At 70.9% G+C, this 20,066-nt stretch carries 19 protein-coding genes; 8 read left to right on the forward strand and 11 right to left on the reverse strand.

What is annotated here, in order from left to right; translation table 11 throughout:
• Positions 1-208 precede the first annotated feature (208 nt).
• The 3 genes from ACRYCC_RS33795 to ACRYCC_RS33805 all read right to left on the reverse strand — a co-directional run bounded on the left by ACRYCC_RS33795 (position 209) and on the right by ACRYCC_RS33805 (position 3,014).
• Positions 209-1,336 carry an alpha/beta hydrolase gene (locus ACRYCC_RS33795; protein ID WP_433817880.1) on the reverse strand — a complete coding sequence of 376 codons (1,128 nt, stop codon included), beginning with the start codon at positions 1,334-1,336 and terminating at the stop codon, positions 209-211.
• A 194-nt stretch (positions 1,337-1,530) separates the two neighbouring features.
• Positions 1,531-2,577 (reverse strand): SPFH domain-containing protein, encoded by a 1,047-nt coding sequence (locus ACRYCC_RS33800; protein ID WP_433817881.1) that lies wholly within the window; start codon positions 2,575-2,577, stop codon positions 1,531-1,533.
• The gene (locus tag ACRYCC_RS33805; protein ID WP_433817882.1) at positions 2,574-3,014 is read right to left on the reverse strand and encodes an NfeD family protein; all 441 of its coding nucleotides are present in this window, start codon (positions 3,012-3,014) and stop codon (positions 2,574-2,576) included. The genes ACRYCC_RS33800 and ACRYCC_RS33805 overlap by 4 nt, the downstream gene beginning before the upstream one ends.
• A gap of 198 nt (positions 3,015-3,212) precedes the next feature.
• Between ACRYCC_RS33805 and ACRYCC_RS33810 the strand changes: the two genes are divergently transcribed.
• Positions 3,213-5,489 (forward strand): molybdopterin oxidoreductase family protein, encoded by a 2,277-nt coding sequence (locus tag ACRYCC_RS33810; protein WP_433817883.1) that lies wholly within the window; start codon positions 3,213-3,215, stop codon positions 5,487-5,489.
• 57 nt (positions 5,490-5,546) lie between these two features.
• Here the strand turns inward: ACRYCC_RS33810 and ACRYCC_RS33815 are convergent, their stop codons facing one another.
• Positions 5,547-5,891: a hypothetical protein gene (locus ACRYCC_RS33815; RefSeq protein WP_433817884.1), complete on the reverse strand. Its 345-nt coding sequence runs from the start codon at positions 5,889-5,891 to the stop codon at positions 5,547-5,549.
• Positions 5,892-6,089: 198 nt separating this feature from the next.
• Here ACRYCC_RS33815 and ACRYCC_RS33820 point away from each other — a divergent pair, with 198 nt between their 5' ends.
• Positions 6,090-7,013, forward strand: a complete 924-nt coding sequence (locus tag ACRYCC_RS33820; protein WP_433817885.1) for a Rieske (2Fe-2S) protein — start codon at positions 6,090-6,092, stop codon at positions 7,011-7,013.
• Between the two features lie 26 nt (positions 7,014-7,039).
• Here ACRYCC_RS33820 and ACRYCC_RS33825 read toward each other — a convergent pair whose 3' ends face one another.
• The 4 genes from ACRYCC_RS33825 to ACRYCC_RS33840 all read right to left on the reverse strand — a co-directional run bounded on the left by ACRYCC_RS33825 (position 7,040) and on the right by ACRYCC_RS33840 (position 10,111).
• Complete coding sequence (locus ACRYCC_RS33825) at positions 7,040-7,294, reverse strand: DUF8836 family protein (protein WP_433817886.1); 255 nt, start codon at positions 7,292-7,294, stop codon at positions 7,040-7,042.
• A gap of 92 nt (positions 7,295-7,386) precedes the next feature.
• Complete coding sequence (locus ACRYCC_RS33830) at positions 7,387-8,142, reverse strand: sulfite exporter TauE/SafE family protein (protein WP_433817887.1); 756 nt, start codon at positions 8,140-8,142, stop codon at positions 7,387-7,389.
• A 64-nt stretch (positions 8,143-8,206) separates the two neighbouring features.
• A complete protein-coding gene (locus ACRYCC_RS33835) occupies positions 8,207-9,199 on the reverse strand; it encodes an SPFH domain-containing protein (protein WP_433817888.1) in 993 nt (330 codons plus the stop codon).
• 123 nt (positions 9,200-9,322) lie between these two features.
• Complete coding sequence (locus ACRYCC_RS33840; RefSeq protein WP_433817889.1) at positions 9,323-10,111, reverse strand: ABC transporter ATP-binding protein; 789 nt, start codon at positions 10,109-10,111, stop codon at positions 9,323-9,325.
• 90 nt (positions 10,112-10,201) lie between these two features.
• Between ACRYCC_RS33840 and ACRYCC_RS33845 the strand changes: the two genes are divergently transcribed.
• Positions 10,202-10,999: an Rv1486c family protein gene (locus tag ACRYCC_RS33845; RefSeq protein ID WP_433817891.1), complete on the forward strand. Its 798-nt coding sequence runs from the start codon at positions 10,202-10,204 to the stop codon at positions 10,997-10,999.
• A 74-nt stretch (positions 11,000-11,073) separates the two neighbouring features.
• On the opposite strand, the gene ACRYCC_RS33850 is transcribed toward ACRYCC_RS33845, so the two are convergent.
• From ACRYCC_RS33850 to ACRYCC_RS33860, 3 genes are read right to left on the reverse strand one after another with little or no spacing between them, the layout of a single operon-like run.
• Positions 11,074-11,829: a PP2C family protein-serine/threonine phosphatase gene (locus ACRYCC_RS33850; protein WP_433817892.1), complete on the reverse strand. Its 756-nt coding sequence runs from the start codon at positions 11,827-11,829 to the stop codon at positions 11,074-11,076.
• 32 nt (positions 11,830-11,861) lie between these two features.
• On the reverse strand, positions 11,862-12,530 hold the full coding sequence (locus ACRYCC_RS33855) for a response regulator (RefSeq protein ID WP_433817894.1): 669 nt from the start codon (positions 12,528-12,530) through the stop codon (positions 11,862-11,864).
• Positions 12,523-13,707: a GAF domain-containing sensor histidine kinase gene (locus ACRYCC_RS33860; protein WP_433817895.1), complete on the reverse strand. Its 1,185-nt coding sequence runs from the start codon at positions 13,705-13,707 to the stop codon at positions 12,523-12,525. Before ACRYCC_RS33860 ends, ACRYCC_RS33855 begins: the two co-directional genes overlap by 8 nt.
• 144 nt (positions 13,708-13,851) lie before the next feature.
• Between ACRYCC_RS33860 and ACRYCC_RS33865 the strand changes: the two genes are divergently transcribed.
• The 5 genes from ACRYCC_RS33865 to ACRYCC_RS33885 all read left to right on the forward strand — a co-directional run bounded on the left by ACRYCC_RS33865 (position 13,852) and on the right by ACRYCC_RS33885 (position 20,014).
• A complete protein-coding gene (locus ACRYCC_RS33865) occupies positions 13,852-14,526 on the forward strand; it encodes an SDR family NAD(P)-dependent oxidoreductase (RefSeq protein ID WP_433817896.1) in 675 nt (224 codons plus the stop codon).
• Positions 14,527-14,531: 5 nt separating this feature from the next.
• Positions 14,532-15,890 (forward strand): MFS transporter, encoded by a 1,359-nt coding sequence (locus tag ACRYCC_RS33870; protein ID WP_433817897.1) that lies wholly within the window; start codon positions 14,532-14,534, stop codon positions 15,888-15,890.
• On the forward strand, positions 15,883-17,094 hold the full coding sequence (locus ACRYCC_RS33875) for an S-adenosylmethionine:tRNA ribosyltransferase-isomerase (protein WP_433817899.1): 1,212 nt from the start codon (positions 15,883-15,885) through the stop codon (positions 17,092-17,094). The genes ACRYCC_RS33870 and ACRYCC_RS33875 overlap by 8 nt, the downstream gene beginning before the upstream one ends.
• A gap of 170 nt (positions 17,095-17,264) precedes the next feature.
• Positions 17,265-18,470: a phosphoserine phosphatase SerB gene (gene serB / locus ACRYCC_RS33880; protein ID WP_433817900.1), complete on the forward strand. Its 1,206-nt coding sequence runs from the start codon at positions 17,265-17,267 to the stop codon at positions 18,468-18,470.
• A 437-nt stretch (positions 18,471-18,907) separates the two neighbouring features.
• Positions 18,908-20,014: a sugar ABC transporter substrate-binding protein gene (locus tag ACRYCC_RS33885; RefSeq protein WP_433817901.1), complete on the forward strand. Its 1,107-nt coding sequence runs from the start codon at positions 18,908-18,910 to the stop codon at positions 20,012-20,014.
• Positions 20,015-20,066: the final 52 nt, after the last annotated feature.

A 20,066-nucleotide genomic window follows, 5' to 3' on the forward strand; every position in this document is an offset into this window, starting at 1 on the left:
GCACACTCCCGGATCACGAACTCTGTTGTTCACGGATCACGCTAGCGAACAACCATGTTCGTGAATAGCCGATCTCCCGCGAGATGCCTCACGAACCGGCTGCCACATCCGGCCACGCCGTACCGGGAAAGCCGTACCGGGAAGGCCAGAGCGGCGACGCCGTACCGGAAAGAGCCGCGAGGCGACAGGGAAGCCTCAGCCGCCGAGGTCAGGCGACCTTGGGGGCGCCGATGGCCTTCATGATCAAAGGCCAGGAGGTGTGCATCTCGATGGTCCAATAACCCCACTGGTGCCAGCCGTCACCGTAGATGTGCGTGGTCACCGGGATGCCGAGCTGCTTGAGCCGGGCCGCGAGGGAGACGGTGGTCGCGCCGGCCACCGATTCGCTCACCCCGGCGACCACGCGGGCCTTGACGAAGTCGAGCCCGACGAACGGCGGGTCCAGCGGCCCCGGATTGCCGGTGGTACCGGCGGAGAGGTACAGCCCGGTGCCGCGCAGGCCGGCCGCCAGGAGGTACGGGTCGTGCGCCTTCCAGTTCGCGTCGTCGACCCCCGGGACGCCCCAGATGCGGAAGGGATCGTCGCCGGGGCCGAAGACGATGCCGTTGAACATCAGCACCGCCGGGACCCCGGGGTAGGTCAGGTGGACGATGCCGCTGTAGGACGCGGCGTACCGGAACAGTCCCTTGTGCCGGGCGGCATAGGTGATGGCCCCCTGCCCGCCCGAGGAGATGCCCATGGCGGCGCGCGCCGTACCGGCGTGGTAGTTGCGCTCCATGAGCTGGAGGACCTCCTTGGTGTGGAAGGTCTCCCACCTCGGCGTCCCGCCCTTGCCGTAGTTGTACCAATCGGTGTACGAGCCGTTCACCCCGCCCTCCGGCATGACCACCATCGCGCCGTAGTGTCCGGCGACGGTGGCGATGTCCGTGCTGCGGGTCCACGAGAGATAGCCGTCGGCACCTCCGTGGTAGCTGTACACGACCGGCCAGGTGCGCTTGGCGGTCGCGCTCCAGCCGGTCGGCACGATGACCCGGACCTGGACGGACTTGCCCAGCGCCGGGGACTTCACGGTCACGTCGAACATGCGCGGGCTCAGCCACCGCTGAGCGGTGATCGCCGCACCGTCGTCGGCCTTGACGGTGGCCGCGGCTCCGGCCGCCGAGGTGACCGGCGGTACGGCTCCGGTGCCGAGCACCGCCGCCGCGAGGATCACGCCGAGCCGGCCTGTTCGGCGGTGGCCGACGCGGCGGGCGAAGAGGCCGGGGGTGAGGCGGGCGAGGCGGCGCGTCGGCCGCCGGGAGGACGGGACGTGGTCGGGGGGGCTGAACACGGTCACTCTCCGAAGTCGTTCCTCACCCCTGATACGGGCCGGCGGTTCCGCGAGCCTGCCGGGCCGGAACCCACGACATCGTCGCCGCGCGAGAGGTAGCGCGAAGGTATCGGACAACGACCTCGGCGGGCACCTCGCACTTCAACAGTTTTGATCATCTGATTTTGTCCACTGAGTGATAAGAATCGCGATCAAAGTAGTCACTCCGGAGCGATCGGTGACCCCACCCCGGAACCGTCCCCACCTGCATGATCTCGTCGGTCACTCTTCGTACGCGGGGGGTCGAGCTCCAGGGCTTCCGGGACCACGGCGTCCGTCGCCGCGGGGCCCTGCTCCGTGCGAGTCTCCGTGCGGCCCGGCCCCTCGGCCGGGCCGCCGAAGGCCTGGGACACCGCCTGCAGTGCCGAGGTGACCTCGCTGGGGATCACCCACATCGTGCTGCCCTGTCCCTGGGCGAGCTTCGGCAGCATCTGAAGGTACTGGTAGGCCAGCAGCTTGGGATCGGGATCGTTCTCGTGGATGGTGGTGAAGACCCGCTCGATCGCGGCGGACTGGCCCTCGGCCTCCAGGATCGCCGACTGCTTGGCCCCCTCGGCCTTGAGGATGGCCGACTGCTTGTCGCCCTCCGCGGTGAGGATCTTGGCCTGCCGTACGCCCTCGGCGGTCAGGATCGCGGCCCGCTTCTCGCGTTCGGCCCGCATCTGCTTCTCCATCGCGTCCTTGATGGACGGCGGCGGCTCGATCGCCTTGATCTCCACCCGGGTGACCCGGATGCCCCACTTGCCGGACGCGTCGTCGAGCACGGCCCGCAAGGCGGTGTTGATGCGATCCCGCGAGGTCAGCGTCGCCTCGAGATCGAGGGTGCCGATGACGTTGCGCAGCTGGGTGGCGCTGAGCTGCTCTATCGCCTTGATGTAGTCGACGATCTCGTAGTCGGCCGCCCGCGGGTCGGTGACCTGGAAGAACAGCACCGTGTCGATGTGCACGACGACGTTGTCCTCGGTGATCACCGGCTGCCCGCGGAAGGCGACCACCTGCTCACGGAGGTCGATCAGCGGCTTGACCCGGTCCACGAACGGGATGATGAAGCTGATGCCGGGGGCCAGTGTCCGGTGGTAGCGGCCCAGCCGCTCGATGTTGCGCGCCCGGGACTGCGGGATGATCCACACCGACCGCATCACGGCCACGGTCAGCACCAGGACCGCGGCGACCAGGATGACGAGCACGGCGACGGCCAGATCGGTCATAGGGCGGCCCCTCTCGGATGGACGAGGGCGGTGGCGCCCTCGATCGCCAGGACGTCCACGGTGGCGCCGGCGGGGATCACTTCGTCCGGGTCGTACGGCCGGGCGGTCCATTCCTCGCCGCCGATGCGGGCCCTGCCGCCGCTGCGGGTGACCTCGGTAAGGGTCATCGCCTCCCTGCCGACCAGGGCGGCGACCCCGGTGCGCAGGGCCGGTGGCTGCCGGAGGTGCCGCAGGGCGATGGGCCGTACGACGACCAGCCCGGCACCGGCGGTGACCGCGAACACCAGGACCTGCAGGGCAGGCGGAAGCCCGAGCGCGCCACCGAGCCCGGCGGCGACCGCCGCCACGGCGAGCAGGCCCAGCGCCAGCGTGAGAGTCAGCAGTTCGGCGACTGTGAGCACCGCGGCCAAGAGCAACCAGACGACCCACGGCTGCATGAGCGTCTCCTCGGCGGGCCATAAAAGTCCCTTACTTCAAGGTAACTCCGGGGACCACGAAACGGCCATACTTCCTCTGGAGCAGAGTTTGCCCAGACCCGGTGTGATCCTTTGGAACGAACCAGTTCACTTTGTCGGCGACACCGTTCATGATGTATTCGATCCATAACTGAACGATCGTCTAGCCGGAGTGTGGCCATGAGTCGTACGGCTTACCGCACCTGTCCGCTGTGTGAGGCCCTGTGCGGCCTGGAGCTCACCCTCGAAGGTGACCGGGTGACCGGGGTCCGCGGTGATGCCGCCGACCCGTTCAGCCGTGGCTTCATCTGCCCGAAGGGCGCCACCCTGGGCCGGCTCGACGGTGATCCCGACCGGCTGCAGGGCCCGCTCCTGCGCGCCCATGACGCGCACCTCGAGGCCGACTGGGCGGCCGCCTTCGCGGCGGCCGAGCGTGGCCTGCGCCGCGTCATCGACGAGTACGGCAAGGACGCGGTGGCCGTCTACATCGGCAATCCGACCGCGCATTCGATCGCCGGCCCGCTCTACGGGTCCGCGATCATTAAGGCCCTCGGCACCCGCAACGTCTACAGCGCCAGCACCGCCGACCAGATGCCGAAACACGTGAGTTCCGGGCATATATTCGGCAATCCGATGGCCATTCCGGTGCCGGATCTCGATCGGACCGACTATCTGCTGATGCTCGGAGCCAACCCGCTGGAGTCCAACGGCAGCCTCTGCTCCGCCCCCGACTTCCCGGGCCGGCTCAAGGCCCTGCGCGCCCGCGGCGGCCGGCTCGTGGTCGTCGACCCGCGGCGGACGCGTACCGCCCGGCTGGGCGACCGGCACGTGTTCATCCGCCCCGGCACCGATGCCTACCTGCTGATCGCCCTGGTGCACACGCTGTTCGCCGAAGACCTGGTCGCGCTGGAACACGACGTCAACGGGCTCGACGACCTGCGCGCCCTGGCGGTGGACTTCTCGCCCGAGGCGGTGGCCGCGGTGACGGGCGTGCCGGCCCCGGCGATCCGTACGATGGCGCGTGAGCTGGCGGGCGCGGAGCGGGCCGCGGTCTACGCCCGGATCGGCACCTGCACGCAGGCGTTCGGCACCCTGGCCAGCTGGCTCGTGGACGTGCTCAACACGCTGACCGGCAACCTCGACCGGCCCGGCGGGGCGATGTTCGCCCGCCCCGCGCACACGCCGGTCTACCGCAACCGGCGGCGGCCCTACACCACCGGGCGGTGGCACAGCCGGGTCCGCGACCTGCCCGAGACCAACGGCGAACTGCCCATCGCCACGCTCGCCGACGAGATCGAGGCGCCGGGCGAGGGCCAGATCAAGGCGCTGATCACCATCGGCGGCAACCCGGTGCTGTCGGCCCCGAACGGCGCCCGGCTGGACGTCGCGTTCAGCGGGCTGGAGTTCATGATCAGCGTCGATCCCTACCTCAACGAGACCACCCGGCACGCCGACGTGGTGCTGCCGCCGCCCCGGCCGACCCAGACCGCCCACTACGACCTCGCCCTGCTCGGCTTCACCGTGCGCAACTACGCCCGCTACTCACCGCCGGCGGTGCCGCTGCCCGAGGGACGTCCCAGCGAGTCGGAGATCCTGGCGCGGCTGGCGGTCATCGCCTCCGGCCTGGAGGGGGACGCGGCCGGCCTGGACGAAATGATCATTGCCAGCACGCTGTCGAAGGCCGTGGCGATGGTGGGCTCACCGGTGCACGGGCGAAAGGTCTCGGAGCTGCGGCCGATGCTCGAGGGCGGCTCCGGCGCGGAACTGCGGCTCGACATGATGCTGCGGCTCGGCCCGTACGGCGACGGGTTCGGCGCGGACCCCGACGGGCTCACCCTGACCCGGCTGCGCGACGACCACCCGCACGGCATCGATCTGGGGCCGCTGGAGCCACGGCTGGAGGAGGTCCTGTGGACGGTGTCCGGCCGGATCGAGCTCTGCCCGCCGACCTTCGCCGCCGACATCGACCGCCTGCGTGCCGCGCTGGACGGCGCCGGAGCGGAGCGCACCTCGCAGAGCACGGGAGACGGTGCGGCGGCCGAGGGCGTCCAGGGGGCGGACTTCCTGCTGATCGGCCGTCGCCATCTGCGTTCCAACAACAGCTGGCTGCACAACGTGCCGGAGCTGGTCGGCGGCTCCAACCGCTGCACCCTGCAGCTCAACCCGGCCGACGCCGACCGGCTGGGGATCGCCGCCGGTGAGGTCGTCCGGATCGTCTCGCGGGTCGGGGCGCTGACCGCGACGGCCGAGCCGACCTCGGAGATCATGCCCGGAGTGGTGAGCCTGCCGCACGGGTGGGGCCACGATCGCCCCGGCACCCGGACCCGGGTCGCCCAGGACAACGCCGGGGTCAACGTCAACGCGGTCACCGACGAGCAGCAGATCGACCCGCTGTCCGGCAACGCCGTCTTCAACGGCGTCCCGGTGCGGGTGGAGGCCGTCCGGGAGGGGGTCTGAGCCGGCCGGCATCTGAGCCGGCCGGCATCTGAGCGAGCCGGCAGGGGCGGCAGGCGGTCAAGCCACCCGGCGGGCGCAGTCGTTGGCGGCCTGGATCGCCTCGCGGAGGCCGGCCCAGGTGTCGGCCTGGACGATGAGCCGGCAGCCGGCGCGAAGCTGCTCGATGGTCAGGGGGTGCGCCGCGGTGCGGAACGCCCACCAGCGCCGGGTGTCGCTGCGCCAGACGCCCCAGCCCGGGAAGTGCGTCTCGATCTCGCGCACCAGCGCGTCCTCGGCGGCGGGGTCTTCGGGGGGACCCCCGGCGGCGGGTGGCCCGGCGGCGGGCGCGACCGGCTGCGGGAGGCCCGGGTCGTCCGCGCCCGGGATCGGGGAATGACCGGCTCCACGGTGTTGCGAAGGCATCGCATCCCCACCATCCGGACGGCCTGCGGGCGCGGTCGAATTCACTGTAAGCGATGGGACCGACGCCCGCGAGAGCCGGGACGGCCGCAACGCGCTCGCCCCGCCGGGCGGACCCCTCGGGTGGCCCCGGTGGGAGCCGCCGACTAATGTCGGTTGGGAGACGTCCTGTTACGGTCATCCGTGTGCAAGGGGGGATCTGTGATCCGCGGACGGGTAGGCAAGATCTTCCTGCGAGGCCCTCGGCCACTTTCCCGGCCGCATCCGGTCGACCTGGCACAGAGCCTGGAGCACGACAAGCGGCTGGACGGCCCCATCCAGGCGATGAACATGACCCTGCACCGGTTGCTGCGGCCGGGCCGGCTCAAGGACGTGTTGCACGGCGTGCCGGCGGGTCATCCCGCCCATCCTCCGCTCACCGATCTGCCGCTGGGCTGCTGGATGTCGGTCGCCGTCCTCGACCTGCTGCCCGGCACCCAGCGGGCGTCGAACATCCTGCTGGCCACCGGCCTGGCGGGTGCGCTGCCCACGGCGCTCACCGGGCTGGCCGACTGGTCGGCCCTGCACCGCGAGCAGCAACGGGTCGGCCTGGTGCACGCGCTGAGCACGGTGACCGCCAGCGGGCTGTACGCCGCGTCCCTGCTGGCCCGTCACCACGGGCGGACGGGCAGCGGGAAGGCACTGGGCTACGCGGGGCTGACCACGCTCATGGCGGGCGGCTATCTCGGCGGGCACCTGGCGTTCCGGCTGGCCGCCGGGGCCAACCACTCCGAGTCCGTCACCCACCTCATGCCGCTGGGCTGGCACGACCTGTGCTCGACCAGTGAGCTGCCCGACGGCTGGCCGGTGCATCGCCGGCTGGGCTACATCAGCCTCCTGGTGCTGCGCGCCTCGGAGGAGGTCCATGTGCTGGCCGACCGCTGCACCCACCTGGGCGGGCCGCTGCACCAGGGCCGGGTGGCCACCGACGGTGACGACCAGCTCTGCGTGATCTGCCCCTGGCACGGCAGCACGTTCCGGGTCGCCGACGGCGCCGTCGTGCACGGCCCGGCCACCGCACCGCAGCCCGCCTTCGAGACCAGGGTCTCCGACGAGGGCATGGTGCAGGTGCGGCCGATCCGCTGAATCTCAGGCACGCCCCGGGCACGCCGTCAGGCGCTGCTGAGCCCGCGTTCGGCCGGTGTCTCCCGGGCGCCCGCCACCGGGTGTTCGACCAGGGCCAGCACCCGGCTGGCCATGAAACGCGCGGTGCGCACCGGGGTGCCGGTGCGGGTGACCTCGCTGACCTCCACGACCCCGCGCCGGTTGGTGATCTCGACTCGCCGTCCCGCCCTGGTGGCGGCCACTTCGTAGGTCCGGGACGCCTCGCCGGCATCGATCACGATCTCGACCCTGTCGCCCTTCATGGTCCCACCTGCCCCGCCCAGCCAGCTCGAACGTATATTCGAGATATACCCACCCAAAGCCAGATAGAACCCGTACAGACCGGGCGAAATCATTAGCCGAGCAGCAGTTTGACGATGGCGGCCACCCCGACGACGACGATGACGCCGCGGAGCACCACGGGGGGCAGTTTCCGCCCGGTCGACGCGCCGACGAAGCCGCCGAGGGCCGAGCCGAGGGCGATCAGCAGGACGGCGAGCCAGTTGATCGGCGCGATGAAGACGAACAGGATCGCGGCGGTGGTGTTCACGATGCCCGAGAGCGCGTTCTTGGCGCCGTTGATCCGTTGCAGCCCGTCGTCCAGGAAGATGCCCAGCAGGGCCGTGAGAATGATCCCCTGGGCCGCCCCGAAGTAGCCGCCGTAGACGCCGGCCGCGAAGACGCCCAGCCACAGCCACGGGCCGCCGTGGGTGTGCGGGACCTCCCGGCGGGCCGTCAGCCAGGCGTTCAGGCGCGGCTGCACCACGACCAGCACCAGGGCGATGACGATCAGCACCGGGACGATGATCTTGAATGCCTGGGCGGGCAGGCTGATCAGCAGTATCCCGCCGAGCAGCGAGCCGAGGAGCGAGGCACTGCCCAGCCGGAGCAGCCGTTCGCCCTGCCCCTTGAGCTCCCGGCGATACCCGTACGTACCCGTCGCCGAGCCGGGCACCAGGCCGACGTTGTTGGAGACGTTCGCCACCACGGGCGGCAGGCCCAGTGCCACCAGTGTCGGGAAGGTGATCAGCGATCCCGAGCCGACGAGCGCGTTGATGCCGCCCGCGCCCACTCCTGCCGCGAAGATCGCCGTGGCATGCCACGGGTTCACTCAGCACCCGGCCGGCTCGTACGGTTCGTCACGCGGCTGATCGTAGGCAGCGGGCCGGCCCCGGTCAGAAGCGGGGTTCCTCGTCGGGGAACGGGCTCTCCAGGAACGCGGTGGGATCCGGAGAGACCTCCTCCGGGACGAGGTCCGTGCGGGAGTCCTGGGCGGCCCCGAACAGGCCGCCCAGCCCCTCCAGCGCCCGGCTCATCTCGGTGGGCACGATCCACAGCTTGTTGGCACTGCCTTCAGCGATCTTGGGCAGCATCTGGAGGTACTGGTAGGCCAGCAACCGCTGGTCGGGCTTGCCGTCGTGGATGGCCTGGAAGACGGTCGTGATGGCCTGGGCCTGCCCGCGGGCCTGCGCCGCCTGGGCCTTGGCCTCCGCCTCGGCCCGCAGCACCGTCGCCTCGGCCTCGCCGCGGGCCTTGAGCACGGCAGAGGTGCGCTCCCCTTCGGCGGTGAGGATGGCCGACTGCTTCTGGCCCTCGGCGCTGAGGATCGACGCGCGCTTGTCCCGGTCGGCGCGCATCTGCTTCTCCATGGAGTCCTTGATCGACTCTGGCGGGTCGATCGCCTTCAGCTCGACCCGGTTGACCCGGATGCCCCACTTGCCGGTGGCGTCGTCGAGCACGCCCCGCAGCTCGGTGTTGATCTCCTCGCGGGAGGTGAGCGTGCGTTCGAGGTCCATGCCGCCGATGAGGTTGCGCAGCGTGGTGACGGTGAGCTGCTCGATCGCGGTGAGGAAGTCGGCGATCTCGTAGGTCGCCGCCTTGGGATCGGTCACCTGGTAGTAGATGACCGTGTCGATGTGCACCACGAGGTTGTCCTGGGTGATCCCCGGCTGCGGCGGGAAACTGATCACCTGCTCGCGCAGGTCGATCCGGGACCGGACCTGGTCGATGAAGGGCACCACCAGGTTGAGCCCCGCGTGGAGGGTCCGGTGGAACCGCCCGACCCGCTCGACGATGTCAGCGGTGGCCTGCGGCACGATCCGCACGGATCGGTAGATCGCGGCCGCCCCGACCGCGATGACGATCAGACTGACGATGAGCGAGGTCATGAAGCCTCCGGAGTGGACGTCGGCGAGACCCACTGGGATCGTAAGTCGCCGCGTCACGCATTGCTCATCGTTTCCGACCGAAACCCCGGTCGGGTACGGCACCTAATCCGTACGGCCGGCGCCCTAGCGAGCGGCCCGCGCGTACCAGCGGCCTTCCTGCCGGTCGACGGTCAGCGGCACGCCGAAGCACTTGGAGAGGTGCTCCGCGGTGAACACCTCGTCGACCTTGCCGGTGGCCACCACCGAGCCGCGGCGCAGCAGCATCGCGTGGGTGAAACCCTCGGGGACCTCTTCCGGATGGTGGGTGACCAGCACCATCGTCGGCGCGGTGCGGTCCTCGGCCAGCCTGCCCAGCCGGTCCACGAGGTCCTCACGTCCCCCGAGATCCAGTCCGGCGGCCGGCTCGTCCAGCAGCAGCAACTCGGGGTCCGGCATCAGCGCACGGGCGATCTGAACCCGCTTGCGCTCCCCCTCCGACAGGGTGGAGAACCGGCGCCGGATCAGCGGAGCACAGCCGAGCGCGTCGAGCAGCTCGACGGCCCGGGTGACGTCGGTGGAGTCGTACTCCTCCTTCCAGCGGCCGAGGATGGCGTACGACCCGGTCAGCACCAGATCGATGACCTTCTCCCCGGCGGGGACCTTCTCCGCCACCGCGGCGCTGGTGAATCCGATGCGGGGACGCAGGTCGAACACGTCGGTCTTGCCCAGCCGCTCGCCGAGAACCTCGACGGTCCCCCCACTCGGATGCAGGGTGGTCGCCGCCACCTGCAGCAACGTGGTCTTACCGGCTCCGTTCGGGCCCATGATGACCCAGCGTTCGTCCTCGTTGACTGTCCAATCGACGTTCTTCAGCAGGGTCGCCCCGTCACGCCGGACCCCGACACCGTCCAGGCGTAGTACCTCTCCGGCCATCGTGCGTATTTTCCCCAATCACAAGGGTCCCGGATGATCCCATCCTCCGAGGATGAACCTATGCCATCCGGAGCACTTATTGTGGTCGGCATGCATGTTGCGCAACCTCCGCTACATGCCTCTGGCGCCCTGGTCGCCTGGGGCAACGCCTGGCTGACCGGCCATGTGGGCCTGGACGAGGCGGTCGACGCGATGGAGCGGGCATCCGGGCCCGGCGTCATCAACGGCATACCCGACGTCCCCGAGGAGGTTCCGCTCCGGCGCGGCCTCGGTGATCTGCGGATGGCGGGACTGACGGAGCTGAGACTGGCCCTGCCGGTGCCCGGGGATCCCCTCGGGCTGCCCGGTCCGCCCGAGCTCAACGTGGCCGCGATCGAGGCCGGAGGAGCCGCTCTCATCGATCTGGCCGGCAGTCCGGCCGCGCTGGTGCCGGCCGAGGACCGGCGCGGCTCGTCCTACGTCGGCGTGCGGTGGACCCTGTTCCAGGCGCTGCCGGGCCAGCCCGACGTGCCGTCGCTGCCGGAGGCCGATCACCAGCTGTCGCTCGCGCTGCGCGAGGCGACCAACGCGCTGCTCAGCGTGGACGACGTGTCCGGCCGCCCGCCGGCGGTCCGGCCGGAGATCCTCGACGCGCTGGCCGCGCTGCGCAAGTCCCACCACAACGAGCCGACCACCGGCCTGGCCCCCGGTTACCCGCCGCGCGCCCATCGGGTGGCGGCGCTGGCGGGCCGGCTGGCCGTGGTGGTCGAGCTGGCCCGGACCCTCGACGGCCACAATCTCGACGCCGAGCAGATGCGGCGCCGGGCCGAGGCGCTGAACACCCTCGACCGGGCGGTACGCCGCGCCCGGGTCGCCGCCCACAACAGCGCCTTCGACCCCGTCCCCTAGCCTTCCCGGGCAGCCGCGTCCGGCAGCGGCGTCCGGCAGCCGTGTTCGGCGGCGGGCGGCCAAGCCGGTCCCCCTCAGCGGTCCCGTTCGGCGGCGGCGCCGACCACCACGGGGGCGACACCGTCGGGCACCTCGACGACGTCGGCCACGACACAGGTGATGTTGTCCGGCCCGCCGCCGTCCTTGGCCAGCTCGATCAGGCGTTTGACCACGGTCTGCCGGTCGGCCTCCCCGGTCAGCACGTCGTACAGCGCCTCGGGTCCCACCGGGCCGGTCAGGCCGTCCGAGCACAGGAGGTACCGGTCGCCCAGCCGGGCCGTCCGGGGCGAGAGGTCGGGCTCCCGGTCGGCGCTGCCGTCCAGCACCCGGAACAGCATGTGGGACAGCCTCGGGGAGCCGGCGCCGCCCTCGCCCAGCAGCTTGTCGAGGGTGTGGTCCTGGGTCATCTGGAAGAGCTCGCCGTCGCGCAGCAGGTAGCCGCGCGAGTCACCGATGTGCGCCAACGCGACCTGGTCGCCCGACCAGAGCATCGCGGTGAGGGTCGTCCCCATCCGGTCCAGCTCCGGATGCTCCCCGATCACCCCGCGCAGCGTCTCGTGGGCCTGGGTGACCGCACGGCCGAGGGTCTCCACCAGCTGGTCGGCGGGCACCTCCGCGTCGAACGACCGAAGCGCGCCGATGACGGTGGAACTGGCGACCTCACCCCCGGCGTAACCGCCCATGCCGTCGGCGACCGCGATCAGCCAGGGCCCGGCGTAGCCCGAGTCTTCGTTGTTCTCGCGGTTGCATCCGATGTCAGAACCCGCGGCGTAGGCAATTGTCACGTTCATACTGATTTCGATGAGGTCCCGGTATGAGGAGTTCAGCCTTCGGCGAGGCCATGACGTACGGCGAACAGAGCCGCTTGAGTGCGGTCCTGCACGCCGAGCTTGATGAACAGATTAGACACATGCGTCTTGACCGTCTTCTCCGAGACGATGAGTACGCGGGCGATCTCACGGTTGGAACGTCCATGCGCGATCTGCACGAGCACCTCCCGCTCTCGTTCGGTGAGGGTCTGGATCCCTCGCTCATCCCCTGAACTCCGCTCCCCATGCGCCATCGCGTCGGCCGCGTCCGGTGCGAGGAGCACATGCCCATCGTGCACCGCCCGGATCGCCTGCACGAGTGCCTGGGGATCGACATCCTTGTACAGATAGCCTGCCGCACCGGCCCGTACCGCAGGAAGCACATGCGCACGTTCGGTCATGCTGGTCAGCACCAGCACCCGGGCGGCCAGCCCGCGGGTCCGGAGCTCGGTCAGCGCGGCCTGCCCGTCGACGCCGGGCATCTTGAGGTCCAGCAGGATCACGTCCGGCTCCAGCGACTCGGCCGCCGAGACCGCCGAGGCGCCGTCCGACGCCTCGCCCACCACGTCGATGTCCGGCTGCACGCCGAGGAACGTGCGCAGTCCCTGCCGTACGACCGGGTGATCATCAACGATCAGCACCCGGATCGGGGCGCGCCCGGGTCGCTCGGCGTCGTCAGGCACGGGGAACCTCCACGCGCACGACCGTACCGCTACCCGGGCTCGAATCAATGGTCAGCGAGCCACCGGCCGAAATCGCGCGATCCCGCATCGAGGTCAGGCCCAGGCCGTCCTTGATCGTCACCGAGCCGTGCCGGGCCGCCGGGGCGTCACCGTACCCGGGCAGTGGGGCCTCGAAGCCGGCCCCGTCATCGGCGATCTCCAGGACCACGCACGGTCCCTCGGTGCGCAGCCGTACCTCGATGGAACCGGCGCGGGCGTGTCGCAGCGCGTTGTAGAGCCCCTCCTGGGCGATCCGGAACAGCGCCGTCTCGCGGTCCCCCGGCAGGGCCGGAAAACCTTTGACGGAGAAGCTCAGCTCCGCGTCGTACACCCGGTCCAGCACCTCCACGTGCTTGCGCAGCGAGGCCACCAGGCCGTCCCCGGCCAGGTCGGCCGGGCGCAGCTCGAAGATGACGGCCCGGAGCTCGGCCAGCGCCTCCGCGGCCAGCCGCTCGACCTGGGCCAGCTCTGCCACCGTACGGTCCGGGTCGGTGGCCGCGAGCGCGGCGGCGGCGTGCGCGGTGAGCCGCAGCGAGAACAGCTTCTGGGCGACGGCGTCGTGGAGCTCGCGGGCCAGCCGGTTGCGTTCCTCCACCACGGTGAGCTCGCGGTTGCGCTCGTAGAGCCGCGCGTTGGTGAGGGCGATCGCGGCGTGCGCGGCGAACAGCGTGAGCAGCTCCTGGTCCGCCGGGGTGAAGCCGCCCGGCGCCCGCTTGTTGGCCAGGAAGATGATGCCCAGGACGTCCGCGCCGCTGCGGATGGGCACGCCGAGGAAGTCCGTGAGCACGGGGTGGGCGGCCGGCCAGCCCTCGAAGCCCGGCTCCCGGCGGATGTCGGCGTGCCGGTGCGTGGCGCCGTCCCGGAGCATCACCGCGAGCATGCCGTGCTGGCGCGGCAGCGGCCCGATCGCGGCCCACTGCTCGTCCGAGATGCCCTCCACGACGAACTCCGCGAACGACCCCTGGTCATCGGGAATCCCCAGGGCGGCATAGCGCGCGTCGAGCAGCTGCGCGGCGGCCCGCACGATCACCTGGAAGACCTCGTGCACGGACAGGTGCCGGGTGACGGCGAGCACCGCCGCGCTGACGGCCTGCAGAGCCGCATCGCGGTCCTGCCCTGCACACCCGTCGCTGCCCACGGTCCCGACGGTACCCGGCCCCCGGCCGGCCCGGATCCGCCGCGCGACCTAGGACATCTGCCGCACGGCCTAGGACGTTGTCATGAGCGGTCCGGGACTGATGGGCGATTTCGCACCAGGTGCCCGGGCCCTAACGTCGGGGACATGACGACGAAGACGGCTCTCATCACCGGCGCCTCCCGGGGGCTGGGCCTGGCACTGGCCACCGCCCTCGCCAAGGACGGCTGGCGTCTGATCATCAGCGCGCGGGGCGCGGCGGACCTGTCCACGGCCGCGCGGGACCTGGGCGCGACCGGGCTGGCGGGTGACGTCACCGACTCCTGGCACCGGGGCGCACTGATCAACGCGGTCGAGGAGGCCGGGGGGCTCGATCTGCTGGTCAACAACGCCAGCGTGCTCGGAGCCGTACCCCTCCAGCCGTTGCACGCCTACCCGCTCGACCGGCTGGAGCACGCCTTCCGGGTCAACACCCTGGCACCGCTGGCGCTGATCCAGGGCCTGCTGCCGCCGCTGCGGGAGCGCGGCGGGGCGATCCTCAACCTCAGCTCGGACGCGGCCGTGGAGGCCTACGAGACCTGGGGCGGCTACGGGGCGAGCAAGGCGGCGCTCGACCAGCTCTCGCACGTGCTCGCCGCCGAGGAGCCCGGGGTGTCGGTGTGGTGGGTGGATCCCGGGGAGATGCGGACGCGCATGCTGGCCGAGGCGATGCCGGGCGAGGACCTGTCGCGGACACCCCCGCCCGAGGAGGCCGCCGCCGCGCTGCTGCGCCTGCTGGAGCGCCGGGCACCGAGCGGCCGCTACCGGGCGGCGGAGCTGTGACGGCCGTGGCACTGGAGGTCCCCGCGAAGACGCCACCGGGCGGGCTGCTGTCCGGGCGGTACCGCGCGCCCACGCTCGGCATCGTGCTGCTGGTCACGCTGCTGGCGTTCGACGAGATGGCGGTCGGCACGGCGCTGCCGGTCACGGCCCGCGAGCTGGGCGGGCTGCCGCTGTACGCCTGGGCGTTCTCCGCGACGCTGATCGCCAGCCTGCTCGCCAACGTGGTCGCCGGCGGCTGGGCCGACGTCTCCGGGCCCGCCCGGCCGCTGCTGGCCGGGCTGGCCTGTTTCGTGGCCGGCCTCGTGCTGGCCGGGCTGGCGCCGGGGATGGGGTGGTTCGTCGCGGGCCGGGCGATCCAGGGCCTGGGGGCGGGAGCCGCCATCGTCGCGATGTACGTCGTGGTGGCCCGGGTCTATCCGGAGGAGCTGCGGCCCCGGGTGTTCGCCGGGCTGGCCGCCGCCTGGGTGGTGCCCTCGCTGGTCGGCCCCACGGTCGCCGGGCTGGTGGCCGAGCATCTGCACTGGCGGTGGGTGTTCCTCGGGCTGATCCCGCTCGTCGTGCCGGCCGCCGCCATGCTCCTGCCCGTGCTCCGGCGGACCGGCGGCGGCTCCGGCGCGTTCTCCGGGGCACGGTCGCTGGCCGCGGCCGCCGTGGCGGCGGGTGCCGCGCTGCTGCTGTACGGGCTCGACCACGCGGTGATCGTCCTGACGGTCCTCGGCCTCCTCGGGCTGGTGGCGGGGCTGCCGCGGCTGCTCCCCTCCGGAACGTTGCGGCTGCGCCGGGGCCTGCCGGCGGCCGTGGCCATGCGCGGGCTCTTCGCCATCGGGTTCTTCGGCACCGAGGCGTTCATCCCGCTCGGGCTGACCGCACTGCACGGCTTCACCCCGACCCAGGCGGGCATCGTGCTCACCGTCGGCGCGCTCGGCTGGTCGGCGGCCTCCTGGGTGCAGGGCCGGTCGACCCGCTCGCGCCCGTTCTTCGTCGTCCTGGGCGCCTTCCTGCTGGCCATCGGCGTCACGGCGATCGTCCTGGCCACCCCCGTCCACGGCTGGCTCGCCGCCCCCGCCTGGGTCGTCGCCGGTGCCGGGATGGGCTTCGGGACGGCCGCCCTCAGCGTTCTCATCATGAATCGGTCCGCCCCCGCCGAGCAGGGCACCAACTCCGCCGCCATGCAGATCAGCGACACCGTCGGCGCCTCGCTCGCGGTGGGCGTCGCGGGCGCCCTGGTGACCGGCTCGGCTCATCACGCATGGCTTTCGGGAGGGGGTCTGGCGGACGGCATCCGCACCGCCGGGATCCTCACCGCCCTCATCGCCGTCGCCGCCGTCATCGCCGCTTTCCGGGTGGAGGCACCCCATGATTGAGTTCGCGCTACCCCCGGCCCTGGAGGCCCACGAACCCCCCGAGGCCCGCGGGCGGACCCGAGACGGCGTACGACTGCTGGTCAGCCGCTCCTCCGGGGTCACCCACCACGAGTTCCGGGAGCTTCCGGCCCTGCTCGCGCCGGGAGACCTGCTGGTGGTCAACACCTCGGCGACCCTGCCCTCGGCGGTGCTGCTCGACCGGCTGGCGATCCATTTCTCCACTCCCGTCTCGGACCCTCTCTCGGACCAGATCTCGGACCAGATCTCGGACCAGGTCTCGGACCAGGTCTCGGACCAGGTCTCAGACCAGGTCTCAGACCGGCAGGCCGGCCAGGAGGTCTGGCTGGTCGAGCTGCGCCGCCGTACCGGCAAGGCGTCCGCGCCGTACGCGGGCGGGACGCGCGGCGAGTGGTTCCCGCTGCCCGGCGGGGCGACCCTCACCCTGATCGACCGGCAGACCGACCGGCTCTGGCGGGCCCGGCTGAGCACCGAGGTCGTCCCGTACCTGCGCCGGCACGGCAGGCCGATCCGGTACGGCTACGTACGCCGGGACTGGCCCGCCTCGGCCTACCAGACCGTCTTCGCCCGGGACAGCGCAGCCGAGGGGAAGGTCAGGGAGGTGACGGCCGGGGACGGGGAGGCCGGCAAGCAGGTTATGGCCGGGGTCCCGGCCCTCCCGGGCGGGTCCGTCGCCGCGGCGGAATCCGCCAGGGGCAGCGCCGAGATGCCGAGCGCCGGCCGTCCCTTCACCGACGAACTGGTGACCCGGCTGGTCTCGCACGGAGTGGTGCTCACCCCGCTCAGCCTGCACACCGGGGTGGCCTCGCCCGAGGCGCACGAGCCGCCCTATGCCGAACGGTTCACCGTCCCGGAGACGACCGCGTCGCTGGTGAACCACGTGCGCGCCCGTGGCGGCCGGGTGGTCGCCGTCGGCACGACCGTGGTGCGAGCCCTGGAGACCGCGGTGGACCCGGCCGGCCGGGTCCGGGCCGCCGACGGCTGGACCGAGCATCTGGTCACGCCCGCGAGCGGTGTGCGCGTCGTTGACGGCCTGCTCACCGGGCTGCACGAGCCCCGCTCATCGCATCTGCAGATGCTGACCGCGATCGCCGGCGCGGAGCTGCTGGAGCGCACCTACGCCGAGGCCCTCGCCAAGGGATACCTCTGGCACGAGTTCGGCGATCTCAACCTTCTCCTGCCCTGAGCCCTTTCTCCCGAGGACCCGGATCGCGTACTTTATGGCAGGTCCGGGCGGTGTCCGGAGGCCGCAGGTTAACGCAGAGTGACGCGCGGATATACATCCAGTGACGCATGCTTCCACATGGTGGACGCGTCGCCGGCGGCTCGGCGGTGACGGGTAGCGTGGAGCGCAGTATGAACGGCACACAGCGCACGTTGCTCATCACACTCACTGGCCGTGATCGCCCCGGGGTGACCTCTCGTCTGTTCAGCACCCTGGCGGGTTTCCCGCTGACGGTGGCCGACGTGGAGCAAGTCGTGATCCGCGGGCGCCTGATCCTGGGTGTGCTGATGTGGTACGGCACGGCCGTGGACATCGGCCAGGTGTGGTCCGCCGCCGAGAAGGTGGCGTCCGACCTCGACCTGGAGATCGAGATGGCGACGGGCAGCGCCAAGAAGGTGGCGCCCAAACGCCGCGGCGGGCTGCACGTGACCGTGCTGGGCGCCCCGCTGAAGCCCGCGGCCATCGCCGGGATCGCCGGGCGGATCGCCGCCAACGGGGCCAACATCGACCGGATCGAACGCCTCTCGCACTATCCGGTCACGAGCATCGAGCTGGACGTCTCCGGCGCCGACCCCGCCACCCTGCGCGCCGCGCTGGCCATCGAGGCCGCCGAGCAGCAGGTCGACGTGGCCGTCGAGCGGGCCGGGCTGCACCGCCGGGCCAAGCGGCTCATCGTCATGGACGTCGACTCGACGCTCATTCAGGGCGAGGTCATCGAACTGCTCGCCGAGCACGCGGGGCAGCTGGACAAGGTCGCGGAGATCACCGAGGCCGCCATGCGCGGCGAGCTCGACTTCGAGGCGTCGCTGCGCGACCGGGTGGCGCTGCTGGCGGGCGTGGAGGCCTCGGCCATCGACGACGTACGGCGCAAGCTGGTGCTGTCCTCGGGGGCCCGCACGCTGGTACGGACGCTGAAGCGGCTGGACTACAAGTTCGCGATCGTGAGCGGCGGATTCACCCAGGTCACCGATGCCCTGGTGGAGGACCTGGGGATCGACTACTCGGCGGCCAACACCCTGGAGATCGTCGACGGCAAGCTGACCGGGCGGGTCACCGGCCCGATCATCGACCGGGCTGGCAAGGCGGCGGCGCTGGCGAGGTTCGCCGACGAGGCCGGCATCCCGATCAGCCAGACGGTCGCCGTCGGCGACGGCGCCAACGATCTCGACATGCTCCAGGCGGCCGGTCTCGGCATCGCCTACAACGCCAAACCGGTCGTCCGCCAGGCGGCTGACACCGCCGTCAACGTGCCGTACCTCGACACGATCCTGTTCATGCTGGGGATCTCCCGCGACGAGATCGAGGCCGCCGACGCGGAGGATCTCCCCCAAGCGTGAACCAGGCGTGAACCAGGCCTGAACCACGGCGACCGCGGGGTCGTCCGACCGGCGTGACGCACACTCAGCGTCATGACCGAATTGCCGTTACCGGACCGGCCGTTGCATGCCCGTCCTGGGACGAAACCCATCACGGCACGAGCCCTCCACCAGCAATGCGGCGTTCGTCAAGCCCTTGACCTGCGGGTATCTTACGTGTCCGGATCACTTCGATTGTTTCGTCCGTATTGCCGGTACGTTGTCTGATTGTTATCTCATCCAACAAATACCCGGCTGTAGGACCTAGCGCCGTGGGTGATCCTCGTCATATGTTCCCTGACACAACATTCAAACGGGCGGATCGGCCGAGAACCGGCAAAACGCCACAGAGAGCCACATAACACCCCAGCCCCTCGACCGCGGCGTACGCGGTACGTACCCCAGAAAGGACCCTGCACATGCGCAAGGGGATCCTCAGCTTGACCGCAGCCTCGGCGGCGCTGCTCGTCGGCCTCACCGCCTGCGGGAGCTCCGACGGTGACAAGGACAAGACGTCCGGTGGCAGCACCGCGGCCAAAAAGGGCAAGATCGGCGTGATCCTGCCGGACAGCAAGTCCTCCGCCCGCTGGGAGACCGCGGACCGCAAGTACCTCGGCGAGGCTTTCAAGGCCGCCGGCATCCCGTATGACATCCAGAACGCCCAGGGCGACAAGACCGCCTTCCAGACGATCGCCGACCAGATGATCACCAACGGCGCGACCGTGCTGCTGACCGTGAACCTGGACAGCGGCTCCGGCAAGGCGGTGCTGGACAAGGCCAAGGCGCAGGGCGTCGCGACGATCGACTACGACCGGCTCACCCTGGGCGGCAGCGCCCAGTACTACGTGAGCTTCGACAACACCGCGGTCGGCAAGCTCCAGGGCGAGGGTCTGGTCAAGTGCCTGACCGAGAACAAGGCCACCAAGCCGGTCATCGCTGAGCTCAACGGCTCGCCGACCGACAACAACGCCACGCTGTTCAAGAACGGCTACGACAGCATCCTGAAGCCGAAGTACGATTCCGGCGACTTCGTCAAGGGCCCGGACCAGTCGGTGCCCGACTGGGACAACGTCCAGGCCGGCACGATCTTCGAGCAGATGCTGACCAAGGACCCGAAGATCGCCGGAGTGCTGGCGGCCAACGACGGCCTCGGCAACGCCGCGATCTCCGTGCTCAAGAAGCAGAAGCTCAACGGCAAGGTCCCGGTCACCGGCCAGGACGCCACCGTGCAGGGTCTGCAGAACATCCTCAACGGCGACCAGTGCATGACCGTCTACAAGGCGATCAAGCAGGAGGCCGACGCGGCCTCCAAGCTGGCCATCTCGCTGGCCAACGGCCAGAAGGGCGAGACCAACGGCACCACCAACGACCCCGAGGGCAAGCGTGACGTGCCGTCGGTGCTGCTGCAGCCGAAGGCCATCTACAAGGACAACGTCAAGGACGTCGTCACCGACGGCTTCGTGACCAAGGCCGAGCTCTGCACCGGCGCCTACGCCGCCAAGTGCACGGCGGCAGGGATCCAGTAGCACGACCGTAGGGGCCCGGCGGCGCGCTCCCCGCGCCGCCGGGCCCCACGGC

The organism is Actinomadura scrupuli, from assembly GCF_050971785.1.
Taxonomy (GTDB): Bacteria; Actinomycetota; Actinomycetes; order Streptosporangiales; family Streptosporangiaceae; genus Actinomadura_E; species Actinomadura_E scrupuli.